16 protein-coding genes are annotated in these 18,178 nt (G+C 59.6%); 7 read left to right on the top strand and 9 right to left on the bottom strand.

From position 1 onward, the window contains the following. Nucleotides 1-83 precede the first annotated feature (83 nt). The 3 genes from Enr13x_RS06340 to Enr13x_RS06330 all read right to left on the bottom strand — a co-directional run bounded on the left by Enr13x_RS06340 (nucleotide 84) and on the right by Enr13x_RS06330 (nucleotide 4,172). Entirely contained in the window at nucleotides 84-2,504 is a 2,421-nt protein-coding gene (locus tag Enr13x_RS06340) for an ABC transporter permease (protein ID WP_231744122.1), read from the bottom strand. Beyond that, on the bottom strand, nucleotides 2,501-3,490 hold the full coding sequence (locus tag Enr13x_RS06335) for an ABC transporter ATP-binding protein (protein WP_145385229.1): 990 nt from the start codon (nucleotides 3,488-3,490) through the stop codon (nucleotides 2,501-2,503). Before Enr13x_RS06335 ends, Enr13x_RS06340 begins: the two co-directional genes overlap by 4 nt. Nucleotides 3,491-3,725: 235 nt before the next feature. Further along, entirely contained in the window at nucleotides 3,726-4,172 is a 447-nt protein-coding gene (locus Enr13x_RS06330) for a hypothetical protein (protein ID WP_145385228.1), read from the bottom strand. Nucleotides 4,173-4,583: 411 nt separating this feature from the next. Here Enr13x_RS06330 and Enr13x_RS06325 point away from each other — a divergent pair, with 411 nt between their 5' ends. From Enr13x_RS06325 to Enr13x_RS06310, 4 genes are all read left to right on the top strand, one after another. Next, nucleotides 4,584-5,519: a sensor histidine kinase gene (locus tag Enr13x_RS06325; RefSeq protein WP_145385227.1), complete on the top strand. Its 936-nt coding sequence runs from the start codon at nucleotides 4,584-4,586 to the stop codon at nucleotides 5,517-5,519. A gap of 67 nt (nucleotides 5,520-5,586) precedes the next feature. Continuing rightward, nucleotides 5,587-6,333 (top strand): response regulator transcription factor, encoded by a 747-nt coding sequence (locus tag Enr13x_RS06320; RefSeq protein WP_145385226.1) that lies wholly within the window; start codon nucleotides 5,587-5,589, stop codon nucleotides 6,331-6,333. Nucleotides 6,334-6,534: 201 nt separating this feature from the next. Further along, complete coding sequence (locus Enr13x_RS06315; RefSeq protein ID WP_145385225.1) at nucleotides 6,535-6,936, top strand: hypothetical protein; 402 nt, start codon at nucleotides 6,535-6,537, stop codon at nucleotides 6,934-6,936. A gap of 35 nt (nucleotides 6,937-6,971) precedes the next feature. After that, on the top strand, nucleotides 6,972-7,193 hold the full coding sequence (locus Enr13x_RS06310) for a BON domain-containing protein (RefSeq protein WP_231744121.1): 222 nt from the start codon (nucleotides 6,972-6,974) through the stop codon (nucleotides 7,191-7,193). Nucleotides 7,194-7,307: 114 nt separating this feature from the next. Here the strand turns inward: Enr13x_RS06310 and Enr13x_RS06305 are convergent, their stop codons facing one another. Together Enr13x_RS06305 and Enr13x_RS06300 are read right to left on the bottom strand one after the other, a co-directional pair. Further along, nucleotides 7,308-8,738 carry an IS4 family transposase gene (locus Enr13x_RS06305; protein ID WP_145385223.1) on the bottom strand — a complete coding sequence of 477 codons (1,431 nt, stop codon included), beginning with the start codon at nucleotides 8,736-8,738 and terminating at the stop codon, nucleotides 7,308-7,310. A gap of 199 nt (nucleotides 8,739-8,937) precedes the next feature. Next, nucleotides 8,938-9,723 (bottom strand): TIGR00282 family metallophosphoesterase, encoded by a 786-nt coding sequence (locus Enr13x_RS06300; protein ID WP_145385222.1) that lies wholly within the window; start codon nucleotides 9,721-9,723, stop codon nucleotides 8,938-8,940. Nucleotides 9,724-9,981: 258 nt separating this feature from the next. Here Enr13x_RS06300 and Enr13x_RS06295 point away from each other — a divergent pair, with 258 nt between their 5' ends. After that, nucleotides 9,982-11,259: a glutamate-5-semialdehyde dehydrogenase gene (locus tag Enr13x_RS06295; RefSeq protein ID WP_145385221.1), complete on the top strand. Its 1,278-nt coding sequence runs from the start codon at nucleotides 9,982-9,984 to the stop codon at nucleotides 11,257-11,259. 165 nt (nucleotides 11,260-11,424) lie between these two features. Next, a complete protein-coding gene (gene rpmA / locus Enr13x_RS06290; protein WP_095738091.1) occupies nucleotides 11,425-11,670 on the top strand; it encodes a 50S ribosomal protein L27 in 246 nt (81 codons plus the stop codon). 66 nt (nucleotides 11,671-11,736) lie between these two features. Here the strand turns inward: rpmA and Enr13x_RS06285 are convergent, their stop codons facing one another. Beyond that, on the bottom strand, nucleotides 11,737-12,918 hold the full coding sequence (locus tag Enr13x_RS06285) for a Gfo/Idh/MocA family protein (protein ID WP_145385220.1): 1,182 nt from the start codon (nucleotides 12,916-12,918) through the stop codon (nucleotides 11,737-11,739). A 424-nt stretch (nucleotides 12,919-13,342) separates the two neighbouring features. On the opposite strand from Enr13x_RS06285, the gene Enr13x_RS06275 reads away from it, so the two are divergent. Further along, on the top strand, nucleotides 13,343-14,125 hold the full coding sequence (locus Enr13x_RS06275; RefSeq protein WP_145385218.1) for a LuxR C-terminal-related transcriptional regulator: 783 nt from the start codon (nucleotides 13,343-13,345) through the stop codon (nucleotides 14,123-14,125). A gap of 197 nt (nucleotides 14,126-14,322) precedes the next feature. Here Enr13x_RS06275 and Enr13x_RS06270 read toward each other — a convergent pair whose 3' ends face one another. The 3 genes from Enr13x_RS06270 to Enr13x_RS06260 all read right to left on the bottom strand — a co-directional run bounded on the left by Enr13x_RS06270 (nucleotide 14,323) and on the right by Enr13x_RS06260 (nucleotide 17,883). Further along, a complete protein-coding gene (locus Enr13x_RS06270; protein ID WP_145385217.1) occupies nucleotides 14,323-15,804 on the bottom strand; it encodes a sulfatase in 1,482 nt (493 codons plus the stop codon). A 178-nt stretch (nucleotides 15,805-15,982) separates the two neighbouring features. Continuing rightward, a complete protein-coding gene (locus Enr13x_RS06265; RefSeq protein ID WP_145385216.1) occupies nucleotides 15,983-16,900 on the bottom strand; it encodes a DUF58 domain-containing protein in 918 nt (305 codons plus the stop codon). After that, the gene (locus Enr13x_RS06260; RefSeq protein ID WP_231744388.1) at nucleotides 16,897-17,883 is read right to left on the bottom strand and encodes an AAA family ATPase; all 987 of its coding nucleotides are present in this window, start codon (nucleotides 17,881-17,883) and stop codon (nucleotides 16,897-16,899) included. The genes Enr13x_RS06265 and Enr13x_RS06260 overlap by 4 nt, the downstream gene beginning before the upstream one ends. Nucleotides 17,884-18,178: the final 295 nt, after the last annotated feature.

The raw sequence follows: 18,178 nt of genomic DNA, 5'->3' as shown, positions 1-18,178 counted from the left end.
GGATGTCTAGCGGGTAGAGAACTGGAAGGCCGCTATCATAACCAAACTTGACGGTCGACAGACTGGGCTTGAACGATAGGGCGTTAAAAATCGCGTCGTGCGAAGTAAAGGCACGACAGGGTCAGCATCACGGCCAAAAAGAGGCTGCAACTGACGACCGGCCGAACGATTTTTAGCTGCACCACTTCCTGTTCGTCCTGCGCCACGTCGCCGATGGCAAACGACGTCTTTCCGCTGACCAGTGCCGCAACGGTCTGACTCAATTCCCCCGTCTGCGGCGTCAGCGTCCGCAGCGGTGTGATGACGTACCGATCCACACTCCGCCAACTGGTCAGGGAGGGGCGAATGGCCCGCTCGATCGCCGCCGGAGCGGTCGCGTCGGCGGCGATTGTGACAAAGTCGATCGAATCGATGTGGTGCGCGATCGCCAAACGCTGGGATGGCTCGTCATACTCGATCGCCGTGACCTCGCTCTGTGGCAACGTTTCCAACTCCACCCGATCCCCGCTCCGCGTCGCGACCGAGACGCTGCCGTCGGTCGTCAACAAGGCGAATTGATCGGTCGCCCCCAATCCCTCTGCGGCCACGACCGTCTGATCCTCCGGCCGGGGGAACTCGGCCAACAACGCCAACGTCTCGGCCTGGTACCAACGCACCGGCTCGTCGGCACGGGCAAGCAAGACCGACCGGCCGGTCGCCGCCATCGTCGTCCGCGCCGCGTCGTTGTCATCCAACATCAAATCGGCGGCCAGCGTCGCGGTCGCCCCCTCCGCTTGCTCACCGCCAGCGGGCACGTCCAGTCGCATCAGACGCCCGCGGGCGTAAACGACCAGCGAGCGGCGGTCGGCAAGCACGTCCAGTCGCACCGGATCGGTCAGCGTGACGCCCTGGGGCAAGATCGCGTCAAAGGCTTCGGTCGCACCGCCCTGCATGCGAATCAAATCGGTGATCCAAGCCGTCACCCCGATGTTCGAAACCTCGATGTTCGGCGCCGCGCCGCCGACATCGAAATCGCTGTCGGATTCAGCGGGCCGGTCGTCGGACGATGGCTCCGGTTGCCCACCGTCGATTCCCGATTCGTCCAACGCCTGTTCCAGCGTCGTTGCCATCAGCCCGGTGTTGTTGAGCGCGATCAGGAGGTTACCGACAACCAGCAATCGCCGCGTCCCGTTGGGCAGCCGCAGTCCCGGGTTGGGTTTCCAGTCCTGCGATCGGTCCAGCACCAACAAGTCCAGCGATCCGCTGCCGTACAGATTGAATCGACCACCCCGAATCCGCGCCGTGGCGATCTTTCCGGGGGCGATGCGGACCGGTGGCACGATCAGATCGCGGCGGCGGAAATCACCTTCGATCACGTCGGCCCATTGATTCGATTCGCTGTCGAATCGCTTCAGTTCGCCACCGCGCGTCGCGGTCACGATGTCTTGACCGTCAAAGGACATCTGCGCGATGCGGTCGGGGGCCCGAACGAGCGCGTCAAAGTATCCGCCGATGAATCCGATCACCAAAACAAAGGCGCCGAACATGCACGTCACACCGATCGACAGAATCGGGGAACGCCAGCGCAGCCCGGCGAGCAGGGAGACGCTAAAGAACACCGCAAACAAAAACACCGCCACCGGGATGCACCACAACACCCGCGCGTTCCAAATGTCCAGCCGAAACCCGGAGATCAACCACAGACCGACCACCAACTGGCAGACACAGAGAAAAACGAAGGCACAACCGCCGACGAACTTTGACAACAACAACATCGTTCGCGAGATCGGTTTGCTCAACAACAGGTGCAGCGATCCCGGTTGCAGCATGTCGGGAATGATCGACGCGGTGACCAAGATGCCTAAGAAGATCAAGGCGAACCCGAGCAACCAATCCATCATGATCGGGACGACAAATTGATTGATCAAGGACACAAATTGCTCCTTGCCGATCAGAAAGAACGCCGGAAAATCGAATCCCGCGTAGGACAGCGTGATCGACCGCGCCGACATGGCGGTGAAGACGCCCGGCAATGCCGCTTCGATCCGCAGCCGTGCCCGTCGGCGACGTTCCGGTTCGCTGATTTCATCCTCCGGAACCTCGTCCAACTCGCGCAGCTCACGCAGCCTGACCGTCGTTCGCCAGGCTTCGGCATCGTACCAGTCTTCGTCGTCCAGGGACTCGTTCAGAGAATCGGCCAGCGCGCCCTTGTCGATCCGAACGTCTTCGCCGCGGGCGACCTGGCGAAGTTTCCGTTTGATGTCTTCGGGAAACGTGCGGGCCAGCCGCCCCAGCGCCGTGTCCGATTCCTGGGGATCGACCAGCCCCCGCGCAAGCATCGCCTTCATCTGCGTGCCGTTGTCCAAGTCGAACCAACGAAACGTCGTCGTGTAATCCTCGTGGTATCCGATCGGCGCCAAGGCGGCCAAGAAGATCCAGATCGCCACCATCGCGATCCAGAGAATCCGCGACGAGAGTGCCGAATGAAAGGAGTCCACGATCACGGCCAGATAAGGTTTGATCATGACAGCACCTCCTCGCCGGCGACCGCATCGATCGCATCGGTTCCCACCAGACGCATGAACGTCTCCTCCAACGATTCACGACGGACTTCCAAGCGAGCGATCGATTGATCGGATCGTCGCAGTCGGTCCACGACCGCATTGATTTGATCCTGATCGACGACGGCGATCGACAATCGGAACGCGTCACGCACCCGGGTCGATTCGATCTCGACTTGCATCGAGTCGCCGAAGATCGCGTGCCAGTCCGGCTCCGTTTCGCCGAGCACTTCGACGATCAATTTTTGCTGGTCGCGGTGCGCCAGTTCATCGATCGGTCCGATCGCTTTGATTTCGCCTTTGGCCAGAATCGCCACCCGCGTGCAAACCATTTCCACTTCCTGAAGGATGTGGCTGTTCAGGAAAATCGTCTTCCCGCCCTCACGCAACCGATCGATCACCTTGCGGACTTCGTTGCGGCCGACCGGATCGAGGCCGTCGGTCGGTTCATCCAGGACCAGCAGATCGGGGTCATGCAGCAGCGCCTGGGCGAGTCCGAGTCGTTGGTACATTCCCTTGCTGAATCGACGGACCGATTCGCGATCACGCCCCTCGAGCCCGACCAGCTTCAACAGTTCGTCGCTGCGCGAATGGATTTCGGCCGACGTCATGCCACTCATCCGGCCGTAGTACCGGAGCGCCGATCGGGCCGAGTGATGGCGATCGACACGCAACGATTCCGGCAGGTAGCCGACGCGCGAGCGGGCGGCCGAGCTGCCGATCGGTTGCCCCAACAATCGGGCATGGCCGCTGGAGGGTTTGACCACACCCAACAGCATCTTGATCAGGGTCGTTTTCCCGGCCCCGTTGGGTCCGAGCAAGCCGAACACCTCCCCCGGATAAGCCTGCAGCGAAACGCCGCGAACGGCGTCGATGCGGCGGCGTCCGGTCAGCGACAGACTGCGATACGTCTTTCGCAGCTGATGAACATCAACGATGGGGTCTGGCACGGCGGATCTTGAAAGAGTGGCGGCGTGCCGATCAGTATAACGCCATCGCCGGACATCCGCCCCGGGTGCTTTGCCATGGCCGGCACGAGCGGGCTGTCGATTGAGTCGGGATCTGCGGAGTCTATGGTGAGCCGCTGGCCGTAAGGCCTCGGGCAGCGTCGCAATGCCCGGCCGCTGACGCGCCCGCGGCTCTCAAAAACGACAGCCCGCCAGCGGGGTGCGCCGTCGCGGACGTCTAGCTGGCAACCGAGCCGAACATCAGATAGCCCAGCCAAACCACCGAGACGGCGATCACGGCGGCAGCCAACAAGCGGTGCCCGGGGTGACGCCAGTCCGGCCGTTGGACTTCACGCTCATACAGGCTGCGAAACCGCTCACGCTGGTTCTCGGTCGTGAACACGCCGTCTTCGACCAACTCGTTCAAGCCGAATTGAGTCGAATACTCCACGACTCCATAGACGCGATGACGGCGGTCCAGTTCGTCGACGCCGACGCCTTCGAAGTACCAAAGCTGGTTACCGAATTCGGTCTCTGTTTCGGCGCGGTTGTCGATGCAACGCAGCTGCAAGATCTCACTGCGCTGGGGGCAGAAGCGAGCACGGACCATGGCACGATTGCAATCGAGCCTGACCTGGCGGATGGTCGCTTCTGAAAACCGGATGACCTGCACGTGGCTATTCATAGATCCCTCTCTTCATTTCCCGCCTAGTGGAAACTAAATTCACTTAATCCGATTATTGCCGGGAACCTAAGTTCCGTCATGGGCAGAAAACCAAAAAAGCGGACCGAATCTTGATTTTTGTAAGTTGGGTCGCTTCGGCGTCGGTCAAACTGGCGGACCCTCGTCGTCTTTGTCGGTTCAGGACTGCGGTCAGATGAACACGTGCACAGACAATTTGCGGCTCCCCGAAACGGGGTGCGGCTAGCACAAACACGACGGGCTTTGCCAAGAGTGTCGGTTGCCGCGCGAAGCTGACGCAAGGCTGATTTATCGGCGGGCGCGGAGAGACCGATCGAGCGCCGCGGAGGCGCGGGGTCGCTGTTGCGAATCCGGCGTCACAGGTTCCTTCTCCCTCCCCCTTTCCGACTAGACATGCTCGAACGCCGTTCCCTGCGGGCGCCCGTCACCCTGGGCGTCGTCCTGATCGTCCTGGTGGTGATCCTCGGTGCGATCTGGGCGATCTCCAGCTTCATCGGATCCGAACGCAGCGGGCTGTTCTGGACCCTGTTCATCCTGGGCAGCCTGTTGCTGCTCAGCATCCTGGCCGGCGTGATCGTCTATTTGACGCTGACCATCAAAGCCGTTCGCTTGAATCAACGGCAATCCAATTTCATCGACTCGGTCACCCATGAACTGAAAAGCCCGATCGCGTCGTTGAAGCTCTACCTGCAGACGATGTCCCGGCACAGCGTCGATGAATCCCAGCAACGCGACTTCCATCGCATCATGCTGGATGATGTCGAGCGACTCGACGCCCTGATCAACCATCTGCTGGATGCGGCGCGGATCGATCGCGGCAATGAACCGGAAGACGACGAGGTGTTTCGGCTGGACCAGTTGCTCGCCGAATGTGGCGAAGCGGCGTGCATGCGTTATCGGTTGCCGGTGGAAACGGTCCAGGTGGATTGTCCGCCGGTGACGATCCGCAGCCAATCGGTTCAATTGGAAATCCTGTTTCGAAACTTGATCGACAATGCCATCAAGTACGGCGGTTCGCCACCCGAAGTCATCGCGTCGATTCGTCCCGTCGAAGGCAAAGAGGACCACGTGGTCGTTTCGATCACCGACAACGGCGCCGGAATCCCTTACGACAAACGCCGCAAAATCTTCGGGCGTTTTGTGCGGTTGGGCAACGAACTGGAACGCAGCACACCGGGCACCGGCCTGGGGCTGTACCTGGTGCGGACGGTCAGCAAAGCCGTCGGTGCGAGCGTGCGGATTCGGGGGCGTCGTGAAATTGATGGGGTCGCGGGGACCGTTTTTGAAGTCACAATGAAACAAGCCGTCTTGGGCGAGCCGACGGAATGATCCGCACCAGGGTGGTCGCCCAGCCCGACGTGTTTCCCGTTCTCGTTTCCATCTAGCCATCCCTACCATGCGTCCTCATATCCTTGTCGTCGAAGATGAAAAGCACTTGGGCGTCGGCATCAAGTACAACCTTGAAGCCGACAACTATCGCGTCACGTTGGTCGAAGATGGGCCGACGGCGCTACGTTTGATCGATGCGTCCAACGAACCGATTCATCTGATCGTCTTGGATTTGATGCTGCCCGGGATGAGCGGCTACACGGTTTGCGAGACGATTCGCGACGCCGGCGTGACCACGCCGATCCTGATGCTGTCGGCGCGCACCCTGGCCGAAGATCGCGCCCGAGGCTTTGACGTCGGGGCCAATCAATACATGAACAAACCGTTCGAGCTGGATGAATTACTCAGCCGGGTGAAGAACCTGCTCCAACACTCCCCGGCGTCGTCGGCAAAGGCGTCGCCGCGTCGCGTCCGCGAGTCGATCGAACAGATCGAGTTCGGCGATGTCTCGGCACACTTTCTCAACCACGAGGTCACCGTCGGGGGCAAGTCGGTGCCGATGACGCCCAAACAACTCAAACTGCTGAAGTACTTTGTGGAGAACCCCAATCGCGTGATCAGCCGCAGCGAACTGTTGAGCGAAGTGTGGGAGATCAGCGGGAATCTGCAAACCCGCGCCGTCGACCAAACCGTCGCCCAGCTGCGGAAGATCATCGAACCCGATAGCAGCCAACCGGTGCACCTGCTGACCATCCGCGACGCGGGGTATCGGTTTATCCTCGGACCGACGACCAATGACGACGACGGCGCATAAAAAAAGCCCCCGGTCCAGTACGAGATCCTAGGGGGGCGGAGGATAACGCGCTATGGGACCGGGAGCCGGTGGTTTTTCGGGTGAGTGGATCGCCACTCGATTCGGTTCGACGCGGTCCCTTGCTTCCTTGCCGGGACCTGCCGAACGCTTGCCAGTTTCTCGCCGCCTTCACCGTCACACCTGATTCGATCCGTCGAATCGGTGCCGTACGATTTGTCCGCAGCTACCGAAGAATCAATCAATGATTTCCAAGGTGCCAGTGCAGGATCACGCCAGCGAGTCGCTTCGATCGCCGGGCTTCGCTTGGCTCAAGGCCAAGTGTCCCAGCGATGGGCGGAAGATACGCGCGCCCCTTTGCAGCGGTCAAGGCGGATCATGCGCGGATCGAAAATTGTTTTCTCGAATGTATTTGCTAGCAATTTTCGGATTGTCCGTCGACCGTCAACGGCGGCGTCGCCTGCACGCGTCGGGCCTGTCGTTTTTATTTCAACAAGCGTCTCGAATGCAGCAGCTGTGCTCAAAACGGCGTCTCCGATGATGCAGGGAATGCTTGAATTCCAACAAATTCCTGTAGGCAATTTCCTTGCAATGTGTGATATTTGATTGTCAGCCATTCACCAATGCAGCAGAAATCTTTTATGACAACGATGCAAGCTCAAGAGATCGTCACGGCGGCTTCGGCGCTACTTGCGAAAAGCTCGGTTCAGGAACTTCGTTCGCTTCGCGTGGATGAAGATTCCAATGAACTACGGCTTCGCGGCAAGGTCCGCAGCTTCTATCACAAGCAGTTGGCTCAAGAGGCGGTGCTGCCCGTCGCCGGGTCGTTGCAAGTGGTCAACCACGTCGACGTTCACCACTAGCGTTTCGTCAACGTTTAAAGCGGACAATGCACTAGTGCTTTGTCAGCTTTCAATTTTCGAGCCTGCGTTTGTCGAGCGGAAAAGGGGTCAGGTACGAATGGCACGGGCATAAGCCTAAGCTGCTGTGGCGTAACGGTTTCGGTTCGGGTTGCGTTTCGTTTTCATGAGTTTGTAGTTTTTCTGCCTTCGTTTGAGTTCGCGTTTTTCTTGGCGTCCAGGTCGATTGCCGACGACCAATTCGGAGATCGTTTCGAGCAGGTTGTCAAATTGTTCGCTGCCCCGTCCGGAGCGGAGCCTGAGACAAGCCGCAAGCTCTTCAATCGCCTGCATTGCGCCAGTAAAGCTCAGCCTTGTCGGGCATCGCCCGAACTTCAGCGCAGATGCCATGATCGCAGCGCGGACTAGATTGAATCCAATCATGTGGCAGTGGATTTCCTTGCGAACCATTTGCGGGCTCTTGCATCGCAAGTGCTCCATCTGCATTTGAGTTTTCAGGCTTCGGATGTGAAGCTCCACCTGCCATCTCCTTCGAAACAATTCAGCCAGATCTTCCGCGGCATAGGTTTCGGCATCCACCAACGTCGTGGCTAGAGTAATTTCCCTTGTTCGAAAACCTTTCTGCTCAACCTTGTACTTCAGATGACGGACAAGGACTAAGCAAGGAAACTGATCGTATTCTTTCTTGCTCATCCACTTCGGACGCGCCGGTTTGTGGTAGGCGACCAATTGATCCAGGTAGCCAAGTTTGAGCCCGCGACGAAAATCGATTTTGCGAAGTTGGTGCGCCCTGGCCACCAAGTCGATACCTCGCATCGGCCCCAAGGCAAGCAACCAGAAGTTTGCGTAGTAGCGGTCAGCCAGCAAGATTCGCCCCGGTAAAATGCAGTCCAAAATCGTTCGCAGTAGCGATGTCTCACCAGTCTGTTTACCTCGGTAAGGTCCCACTGCCGTACGTTGGATTGCACCTGTCGCAAGGGAAAACAAGCCAATCATCCTGGCGATCGGAAAACCGCAGCCAGGCTTTTGGCTTTTCATTTGCGGGTATTCTTCTTGGTTCTCGTCGGTGTCTGCCATCGTCAGGGTCCAGCCATCAACCATTTCGACAATCCGGTCTTGAAACAGCCAAGCTTGGTCGGTCGCCTCTTCGCATCGTTTCGCGGTCCATGAAAGCAGTCTTTCGAAGAGCCGCTCTGGGAGATTGCCACGAGCCTTGCAGTACGACGTTGTTTCGCTGCTGACGCGAAGCAACCCCTTCGCGACGCGGTACGCGTTGAAGCGGGTGACCGCCTGTTGGCAACTGTGGTCTGCCGAAAGGACCTGCGAAATGAACAACCAAACGGTGATCATCGGATGGTAGATGCGTTCGCGGTATTCGTACTTCAGTTCAGCGCAAATCCTTGCCACCTCAACCTGAGGCAGAAGGAGGTCCAAAACCAGTGATGAGGCTTTTCGCAATTTGCTTTGAACTTCGAAGTCAGCATCGGTAGACTGATCGTTCACGGTGAGTCCTCCAGTGAAGTGATGTGGTTGATAACACCATTGCACCGGAGGCTCGCTGTGTTTTCAATTCATTTCGGCACGCAAAGTGCGATTGCGATTTGATATCACTGCCCGTTGTGCTAGCACAGACGCAATTGCACTACATCTAGTTGATTCCACTTAAGCCCGTGCCATTCGGGTCAGGTACCCTAATTATAAAAGTTGACGAAGCACGAGGCCGGCGCTTGATCGACCGGCCTTTTTTCTAATTGACGATCACGCGTTGTTCGAATCGTTCGATCTTCACCGCGCGGCCTTCGGCGTCTGATTCGACGATCGCACCACACAGGCGGACATCACCGGTCGCGACGTGAAAGTGGCAGGGCTCGGCGGTGCGAGTCGTGTGGGTGACCCGTTCAATGTCCCTTCCGATGATGCTTTCGTAGGGACCGCACATCCCGACATCACATTGAAACGCGGTTCGGCCGGGAAGGATGCAGGTGTCGGCGGTGGGGACGTGGGTATGGGTGCCCAGCACGGCGGTGACTTTTCCGTCCAGGTATCTGCCGAGGCACTGTTTGTCGCTGGTGGCTTCGGCGTGCACGTCGACCAAAATTTGATCGGTATGCGGTTCGATTTCGGCGAGCACTTCATCGAGTGCCCTGAAGGGACAGTCCACCGGTCGCATAAAAACGCGTCCCATGATGGAGACGATCGCCAGGGGGCGGCGTCCGCTTCGTTTGATCAGTGTCCAGCGGCGGCCGGAGGCTTCGTCGGGGTAATTGGCCGGCTTGACGATGCGATCACTTTTTTCCAGCGTGGTGACGATCTCTTTGCGACGGAAGATATGATCGCCCAGGGTGACCCCGTCGATGCCGCTGTCGATCAACCGCTCAAATTGTTTCGGCATCAATCCCGAACCGTCCGACGCATTTTCCGCATTGGCGATCACGTAATCCAGGTCCAACTTTTCGCGGATCCGCTGGGTGTTTTGCAGCACCGCATTCATGCCGGGTTTTCCTACGATGTCTCCAAGGAATAGGAATTTCATACCGGCCGAATCGCTACGGGTTGGAAAAATGCGGACGTCGATTGCACGGCAGGGGGCCGCCCCTCCCGCACGGTCAAACGGTATCGGCGTCGTCGCCTGTCGTCAACGAGCAAGCCCCCAAGTCACACCGGTGGCGTCCTGCGCCGCCTCGACAGGCCGGCCAACGGAGGTTCCTTCCCGGCACAGTTTGGCTATGGTGATAGGGTTCCCAGCACGATTGCGTGATTCCTTCCTTTCTTTCATCACATTTTCACGTCCATGAATACGGCCGCGCCCACTCTCGACCTCGCCGCGTACTGTCGCGACACCGCGAAACGCGCCAAAGAAGCATCCGCGGAACTGGCGACCCTGGATGCGGAGATCAAAAACCGTTGGCTGAACGAATCGGCCGACGCGTTGGTCGATTCGGTCGACCAGATCATCACCGCCAACGCATTGGATCTGGCCGCAGCGCCGGGTTACGGATTGACCGATGCGGCCGTGGATCGATTGAGGCTGGATGCGGACCGCATCGGTGCGATTGCGACGGCGCTCCGCGAAATCAGCATGCTGGCCGATCCGGTCGGCGAGGTTTTAGACGGCTTCACCCGGCCTGGAGGGCTGCAGATTCTGAAAAAACGCGTGCCGCTGGGCGTGGTGTTCTTCATTTACGAAAGCCGCCCCAACGTCACCGCCGACGCCGCGGCAATTTGCGTCAAGAGCGGAAACGCGGTGATCTTGCGTGGTGGCAAAGAAGCGATCCACAGCAGCCGTGCGATCGTCGACTTGCTCACCGCCACCGCAGAAAACTGCGGCTTGCCGGCGGCGGCCGTCCAACTGGTTTCGACCACCGATCGCGCGGCGGTCGGCGAATTCCTGTCGCTCCATGAGTCGATCGATGTGGCCATCCCACGCGGCGGCGAAGGCCTGATCCGCCGCGTCACCGCCGAGGCCACGATGCCCGTGATCAAGCACTTCGACGGAAACTGCCACGTTTATGTCGACCAGTCGGCCGACGTCCAGATGGCCGCCAAGATCGTTCACAACGCGAAATGTCAGCGGATGGGCGTCTGCAACGCCTGTGAATCGCTGTTGATCCACGAGTCGATTGCCGCCGCGGCGCTGCCGGTCATCGCGAAGCGTCTGCAAGCCGAATCGGTGGAAATTCGCGCCGACCAGGCGGCCGCAGCGTTGATCCCCGACAGCGTGCCCGCCACCGAGGCCGACTGGGGGACGGAGTACCTGGGGCCGATCATCAGCGTTGCCGTCGTCCGATCCGTCGACGAAGCGATCCGGCACATCAACCGATACGGATCCCATCACACCGACGCCATCGTGACCCGCGATCTGGCGGCGGCCGAGGCGTTCACCGCAGGCGTGGACAGCTCCGCGGTGATGGTCAACGCGAGCACGCGATTCAACGATGGCGGCGTGTTCGGGCTGGGTGCGGAGATCGGAATCTCTACCGACAAATTCCACGCCCGTGGCCCCTGTGGATTGCGCGAGTTGACGACCTACAAGTACATCGTCAAGGGCGACGGCCAGATCCGCACGTGAGGCAAGCCCCCCCTCTTGAGAGGCCGTGCAGTTTTTCAGTCGTTGAAAACCAAGGGGTTCTCGGCAAAATCTGCGCCATTCTGCCCCCGGAAACGGGTTGAACTCGCGGGGAACTGTCGATATTCTCCTGGACCCCTAAAAAACTCAACGATTCAGGTCTATCAGATGGCACATAAGAAAGGTCAGGGATCCAGCCGCAACGGCCGTGATTCCAACGCACAACGTCGTGGCGTCAAAAAGTTCGGCGGCGAAGCAGTCAACGCAGGCAACATTCTGATTCGTCAGTGCGGCACCCGCTGGCGTGCCGGACGCGGAGTCGGCCAGGGCAATGATTACACCCTGTTCGCGCTGGTCGACGGAAAGGTTGAATTCGACCAGAAAGGCCGTCGCATCAACGTCGTCTCGGCGTAACGCCAAAGTGGGATAGGCTTCCAGCCTGTCGATACCAAAGTGGGATAGGCTTCCAGCCTGTCACATCTACCCCACGCCCACCTGCTCTGATCCATCATCACCCGCGACATCGACCCATCGTTGCTCGCGGTGACTCTTCAAGATCGCCTCACAGAGCAAGATTTCGCGGTGCCCGTCCAGAAACGTGGGGTACGGCGCCGGCTCGGACAGTTCCCCGCTGGCGAGCGAACCGTAGAAGCAACGAAACAGTTGTTTGAAGGTGTCGGGGAAGCCTTCGTTGTGACCGCCGGGATAGCCTGAGATCTCTGCAGCGGAAGGATCCATTTGCGCCGGGTCACGGACCAGGCATGCGTTGGGCTGATCTCGGTTTCCGATCTCCAGCAGATTGGGCGACTCGCTGTTCCAGGCCAAGGATTGCTTGGACCCGGCCAGTTCGTAGCGGAGGCAGTTCTTTTTCCCCGCGGTCGTCTGTGAGACCCAGAGGCAACCGTTTGCCCCGTCGGCAAACCGCAATAGGATCGCGCCGCAATCTTCGGTCGTGACCTGAACCGGTTCGGTTGCAATCTCGGCGGCGTTCCCCGCGGAGTAGGTTTGGACCGGGCCGGTCGGCCGCTGCCGCGCGGAGTGGACCGTCCGCAGGTCGGCGCAAACCGATGTGATGTGTCGGCCGGTGATGAATTGGATCAGGTCCAGCCAGTGTGTGCCGATGTCGGCGACGGCTCGCAATTCCCCGCCGTCGGTGGCCAGCACGCGCCAGTTGAAATCGGTTTCCTTGAGCAGCCAGTCTTGGACGTAGGAACCGGTGACGTGCAACAGGTTTCCCAGCGAGTCATTGCGGACGCGCGCGGCCGCTTCGTGACACAGCGGATAGAACCGGATGTTGTAAGCGACCGCCGCGGCGCGACCGCTGTCCCTGGCGATGCGAACCAATTCGCCAGACTCGGTCGAGTTCATGGCCAGGGGCTTTTCGCAGACGACATGTTTGCCCGCACGCAGCACGGCCTTGGCTTGGTCAAAGTGGAACCGGTTGGGTGTCGTCAGGTGGATGCAATCGATCGACGGATCCCCCAACGCCTCTTCGAAGCTGCTGAAGTCTGTCGGCAATCCAAGACGCTCGGAAGCGGCCCGTGATTTTGCCGCTGTCGACCCCACGATGCCGGCGACCTCTACGCCGGCGCGACGCAACGCTTCCACATGAACCGGCCCGATGAAGCCGGTCCCCACCACCACTGTTCGAAACTCAGCCATCGGTCACCCGCAACATGTTGGGAAATCAAACCACGCCACACAGTGTGTCGCGCCTGCGCGATCGGTTCCAGGTGAGGGCACGGCAGAAAAAGGCAGAGGGGCTGAGTACTCAGTACTCAGGACTCAGGACTCAGGACTCAGGACTCAGGACTCAGGACTCAGGACTCAGGGCTCGGGACTCAGGACTCCGCCGCCAGGTGAATTTTGCGCTGTTTGCGGCGAGCCGCATGCGTGGATCACGCACGTGTGTTTGACACTGCGTGATGTGCGCGTGTGCCAAATAACACCCGCGTATGACACGCCCTCGCGGTGGGTGAGGGCGAACGCTCATACAAGCCGATGCAACTGGTGATGAGCAAATTCCTTACGCGGTTGTGAATGTTTTCCGCCGCCACCACCGACGCCAACGCACGAAGGCGAATTGATGATGAACCAACACGAAACCCCGATGGGTCTGCCCCCTGCTCCGCGCCCGGCCGTTTACGCGGCCAGCAAGGATGCCGGCTGGCTCTCGAAGGTCGGACAGGCGGCCCAAGCAGAGAACTGTCGTTTCCAAACCTCCACCTCCATCACCTCGCTGATCAACCAGGCTGCCGCCGATAGCGACGTCGCTTGCGTGCTTTTGGACTACGACCCACGCATTCAACAATGGACCAGCATCGAACAGTTGTTGTTCGACAAGAACGTGGTCGCGCCGGTCATCTTGGTCTTGGATGAATCGAGCGGCATGGCGGCTTCGGAAGCCGTCGCGCGGATCGCACACGTCGTTGCGATCAACTCGATGGAACTGCCCGAGATCATCGAAACGATCCAGCATGCGATCGGGCTCAGCACGCTCGTCGAGCATCAATTCGACGTCTTGCGCTGCCATCGGTTGTATCAAGGATTGCCGGATCGTCAGCGACAAATCGTCGACTATGTCGTCGAAGGCGCACCGAACAAGCAGATCGCGACGAAGTTGAAGGTGTCGGTCAAGACGATCGAACGTGAGCGACAAAAAGCGTATCGCCAGCTGAATGTGCGGAGCACCGCCGAGATGACCCGCGTCGTGATCCTGGGCAGCCTGCATGACGTGGTCTTCCCCGCGGCCAAGCCGGCCAAGCCCTCCGGAGGACTACGGCTGGATTCGCGCAGCAACGGCGTCGGCCCGATTGCCCCGATCACAACCAAGCCGACGAACGCCTTCAATTCGCAGATCCCGCGCTGACGCGTGGGATCGCAAGCTGGAAGCTTGCGCCACTGGGTATCACGTGGGGTAAGCTTCCAGCTTGCCTTCCGGGAAGCGACAGCTTCCCGCCTTCTGCGAAAGACACACCCAACCGCAAGCTGGAAGCTTGCGCCACTGGGATCGACAGGCTGAAAGCCTGTTCCACGGGATCGCAAGCTGGAAGCTTACGCCACTTCCTAGAGTCTGGCGGGATTGACCGCTGCGCTGGGGATCTTGCCGCTGGCCTTCTCGCGCAGCTCCGCCCGCAACGCTTCGATCACGGCTCGGTGCCTTGCATCGGGCTTGATCGCCAGGTTCTCAAATTCCAACGGGTCGGCGCGGTGATCGTAGAGCTCGATGCCCCGTTCGCCCTCGGCCCATTCGGTGTAGCGATAACGGCTGGTGCGAATGCTGCACCCCATCACTTGCGTGTCGAGCCGGTCATCGGCGGGACGCAGGACTTGAGTGATCGCTCGGCCGTTCCATGTCGCCAGCGGATCGTCCAGCAACGTGGCCAGATCTCGACCGGCCAGTTTGGGCGGCGCCTCGATTCCCGCGGCGGAGACGACCGTCGGGTAGATGTCCACAAACTCGACGATGCGCCGGCACGGTTGGCCATTGCCCGCAGCTCCGGGAACGCGAATGATCAACGGTGACCGAGCCGATTGTTCGAACAAAGTTCGCTTCTGCCAGATCCCGTTGTGCTCGCCGAGGTGATACCCGTGGTCGCTCCAAAACACCACGATCGTGTTCTCGGCCAATCCCAATCGCTGGACCGCATCGAGCAGTCGCCCGACTTGCGCGTCGACAAACGAGACGCAGGCATAATACGCTTGGGTGGCTTTGCGGAGCGTCAAGGGATCCAGGTTGTAGTTCGGGATCGGGCAATTATGCGCGAAGGCTGCGGTCGGGATGTCGTCGCGGTCACCCGGTGGTGCATACGGCAGCGAAACCGTGTCCAGCGGGTACAGGTCAAAGTACTTTTTCGGCGCGACGTAGGGTGTGTGGGGGCGAAAGAAACCGACACCTAAAAAGAACGGCTTGTCGCGGTTGGCCTCCATCAACCGAATCGCTTCGCTGGCGATCATCCCGTCGGTTTGCTCTTCATCGCGGCCGTCGGCGGCAAGCCATGAAAGCGCCGCGCTGATCTTTCGATGCGGTTCGGCATTGAAGATCAACGCTTCGTCGGCCTTGTCTCGGCCCTTGGGATTGACGGTCTGGTTCCACGAGGGCGGATCATCGAAACCGTCGGTGCCGATCGATGCGGGGACGTTGTAGTGATAAATCTTGCCGACGCGAGCGGCCAAGTAGTTCCGTTTTTGAAAGGCTTGGGGCAAGGTCACCACGTCGGGCAACTGGTCGCGGAAGTGGCGGTCCAAATCATAGACGCCGATTTCGTCGGGGCGCCGCCCGGTCATGACCGACGCCCGCGTCGGATTGCACAGCGGCAACTGGTTGTACGCGTTCAAAAAACAAACACCCGATGCAGCCAGCCGATCGATGTTCGGCGTCTTTGCCAGCGGATCGCCATAGCAACCCAGTGTCGACGCCAAATCGTCAACCGCGATGAACAGAACATTGGGCGGGTCGGCGGCGCCGGATCGCGTCGCAAAACCAACGCACAACAGAACGAAGACTGAAACGCGGATCGCGCGGCCGATCAGAGCGAGTGTGGGCATGAGAAAGGCAGAATGATGACAGGTTGGATCGTGGGGGGGCAAAACGATGGTGGCAAAACGATCGGGCGGCAAACGATCGGGTGGCAGAATGATCGGGTGGCAGAATGTATTGACCCGATCGCTCCGTGTCTCCTTGTCTCCTTGTCTCCTTGCCTCCTTGCCTCCTTGCCCCCACCCACTAAAACCGCCCCTGTCGCTGCGTCAGATACTCCGTCAACGCGGTATCAAACGGCATGCTGGTATCCAGCGGGACGTAATCGATTTGCAGTTGGTTGCAGCCGTCGCGGTAGGCGTCACGGAATTCCGCCAGGGCCGCCAGGTAGTCTTCGCGAAACCCCGTTGCGTCGACGGAGACGCTTTGGCCGGACTCCGAATCGGTGAACTGCACCGGTCCATCATAGGGGAATTCGACTTCGGCTGCGTCCAAGACGTGAAAGACGATGACGTCGTGTCCGGCGTGCCGCAGCCGCGCCAGCGCCGAGACGACTTCGGCGATTTGTTCTTGCCAGTTTTTTTCGCCGTCGTCGCTGGGCCACAAATCACTGAACAGCATCACCAGCGAATGTTGTTTCAGCATCGCGGCGACTTGCGTCAAGGAAGCGGGGACATCGGTGGCACCGGCGGGTTTCAGGTTCGAGAGCCTGGCGATGACGTCGCCCATGTGTCCGCGGCGAGACCGAGCCGGCAGCGACGCGTGGACTTTTTCGTCAAACGTGATCAACCCGACAGGGTCTTGCTGCATGATCATCAAGTACGTCAGCGCCGCGGCCAAACATGTCACGTACTCGAATTTGGTCATCGACTGGTTTTCGGTAAATCCCATCGATTTGGACAGGTCGATGACCAGGTAACCGACCAGGTTGGTTTCCGATTCAAAGCGTTTGACAAAATACTTGTCGGTCTTGGCGTAGACCAACCAGTCGATCAGCTTGGGATCGTCACCGCGGTTGTAGCGTCGGTGTTCGCTGAACTGGACCGAAAAGCCATGAAAGGGGCTGCTGTGCAAGCCTTGCAGAAAGCCCCGCACGACCATCCGGGCGCGCAAGTCCAGCCGCTTGATACTCTGCAACGCTTCGGGCGAGAGCAGGGAGCTCATTTGGCCAGCTTTTCAGGTTGCGGTGGTTGGATGTCATCGAGCAATCGCGTCACGAGCGAGTCGCTGTCCATCCCTTCGGCGGTGGCTTGGAAATTAGTCCCGATGCGGTGCCGCAGGACAGGCAGGGCGATCCGCCGGACGTCATTGACGTCGACACTGAATCGGCCTTCCATCGCCGCCATCGCTTTGGCACCGGCGATCAAGTTTTGTCCGGCACGTGGCCCCGCGCCGAAATCGACCAGGTCGCGAATGTACTGCGGCGACGCTTCATCCGACGGCCGGGTGGCCCGGACGATACTGGCGACATATTTGATCACGAACGGATTGACCGCCACGCTGGTGACGAGCTGTTGGACATTCAAGATCGCTCGTGCCGACAAGACCTTGTTGACCGTGGCGGTTTCGCCCCGCGTCGTCGTCGTCAGGATTTGCTCCTCTTCGGCCGCCGAGGGGTAGTCCAATTTGATATTGAACATGAACCGGTCGAGTTGGGCTTCCGGCAGCGGGTAGGTGCCCTCTTGCTCGATCGGGTTTTGGGTGGCGATGGTGAAGAACGGCTTGGGCAGGGCAAAGGTTTCACGCCCTACGGTGACCTGGCGTTCCTGCATCGCTTCGAGCAGCGCGGCTTGGGTCTTGGGTGGGGTGCGGTTGATTTCGTCGGCCAGCAAGATGTTGGCAAAGATCGGGCCTTCGACAAAGCGGAAACTTCGCTTGCCGTGTTCGTCTTCTTCCAGGACTTGCGTGCCGGTGATGTCCGAAGGCATCAGGTCAGGTGTGAACTGAATCCGTTTGAACGACACGTCCAGGATGCTGGCCAGCGTGCTGACGATCAAGGTCTTGGCCAATCCCGGCACGCCTTCCAGCAAGCAGTGACCGCGGGTATAGATCGCGGCCAACAATTGCTCGATGGTTTCGGATTGTCCGACGATGACCTTGGAGAGTTCGCTGCGGATCGTCGCCTGATGGTCGGAAAACTCACGCAGGACGTCGCCGAGGTTGCGTCCGGGTTGGCCGCCCGGTTTGCCGGCCGGCGGATGGGGTGGAGTCGGGGCGCTCACGATAGGGCAGCTACCTTGCAATTAGATTTTGAAGAATGTCTCGGCACAGACCGAAAGCTGAAAAACGCCGGCGAGGGGCAATGCCTACCGAATCGAATGATATCAACCGGATCGCACCGGCGTACGGCTACGCTGTGAAGCATTTTTTTAGCGGTAGGGCGCAAGCCCTCCGGTGTTTTGGCAGAGAGGAAGAACCGGAGGGCTCGCGCCCTGCCGCTAA

Origin of the sequence: Stieleria neptunia (genome assembly GCF_007754155.1) — a bacterium.
GTDB lineage: Bacteria > Planctomycetota > Planctomycetia > Pirellulales > Pirellulaceae > Stieleria > Stieleria neptunia.
The sequence above is the reverse complement of the archived record's forward strand: the minus strand, read 5'-3'. Positions and strand labels throughout refer to the sequence as shown.

Bases quoted from the DNA above. Each gene is read 5' to 3' on its own strand.
- Enr13x_RS06340 (WP_231744122.1), bottom strand. From the start codon at position 2,504: ATGATCAAACCTTATCTGGCCGTGATCGTGGACTCCTTTCATTCGGCA.
- Enr13x_RS06330 (WP_145385228.1), bottom strand. From the start codon at position 4,172: ATGAATAGCCACGTGCAGGTCATCCGGTTTTCAGAAGCGACCATCCGC.
- Enr13x_RS06325 (WP_145385227.1), top strand. From the start codon at position 4,584: ATGCTCGAACGCCGTTCCCTGCGGGCGCCCGTCACCCTGGGCGTCGTC.
- Enr13x_RS06320 (WP_145385226.1), top strand. From the start codon at position 5,587: ATGCGTCCTCATATCCTTGTCGTCGAAGATGAAAAGCACTTGGGCGTC.
- Enr13x_RS06310 (WP_231744121.1), top strand. From the start codon at position 6,972: ATGACAACGATGCAAGCTCAAGAGATCGTCACGGCGGCTTCGGCGCTA.
- Enr13x_RS06300 (WP_145385222.1), bottom strand. From the start codon at position 9,723: ATGAAATTCCTATTCCTTGGAGACATCGTAGGAAAACCCGGCATGAAT.
- Enr13x_RS06295 (WP_145385221.1), top strand. From the start codon at position 9,982: ATGAATACGGCCGCGCCCACTCTCGACCTCGCCGCGTACTGTCGCGAC.
- rpmA (WP_095738091.1), top strand. From the start codon at position 11,425: ATGGCACATAAGAAAGGTCAGGGATCCAGCCGCAACGGCCGTGATTCC.
- Enr13x_RS06285 (WP_145385220.1), bottom strand. From the start codon at position 12,918: ATGGCTGAGTTTCGAACAGTGGTGGTGGGGACCGGCTTCATCGGGCCG.
- Enr13x_RS06275 (WP_145385218.1), top strand. From the start codon at position 13,343: ATGATGAACCAACACGAAACCCCGATGGGTCTGCCCCCTGCTCCGCGC.
- Enr13x_RS06270 (WP_145385217.1), bottom strand. From the start codon at position 15,804: ATGCCCACACTCGCTCTGATCGGCCGCGCGATCCGCGTTTCAGTCTTC.
- Enr13x_RS06265 (WP_145385216.1), bottom strand. From the start codon at position 16,900: ATGAGCTCCCTGCTCTCGCCCGAAGCGTTGCAGAGTATCAAGCGGCTG.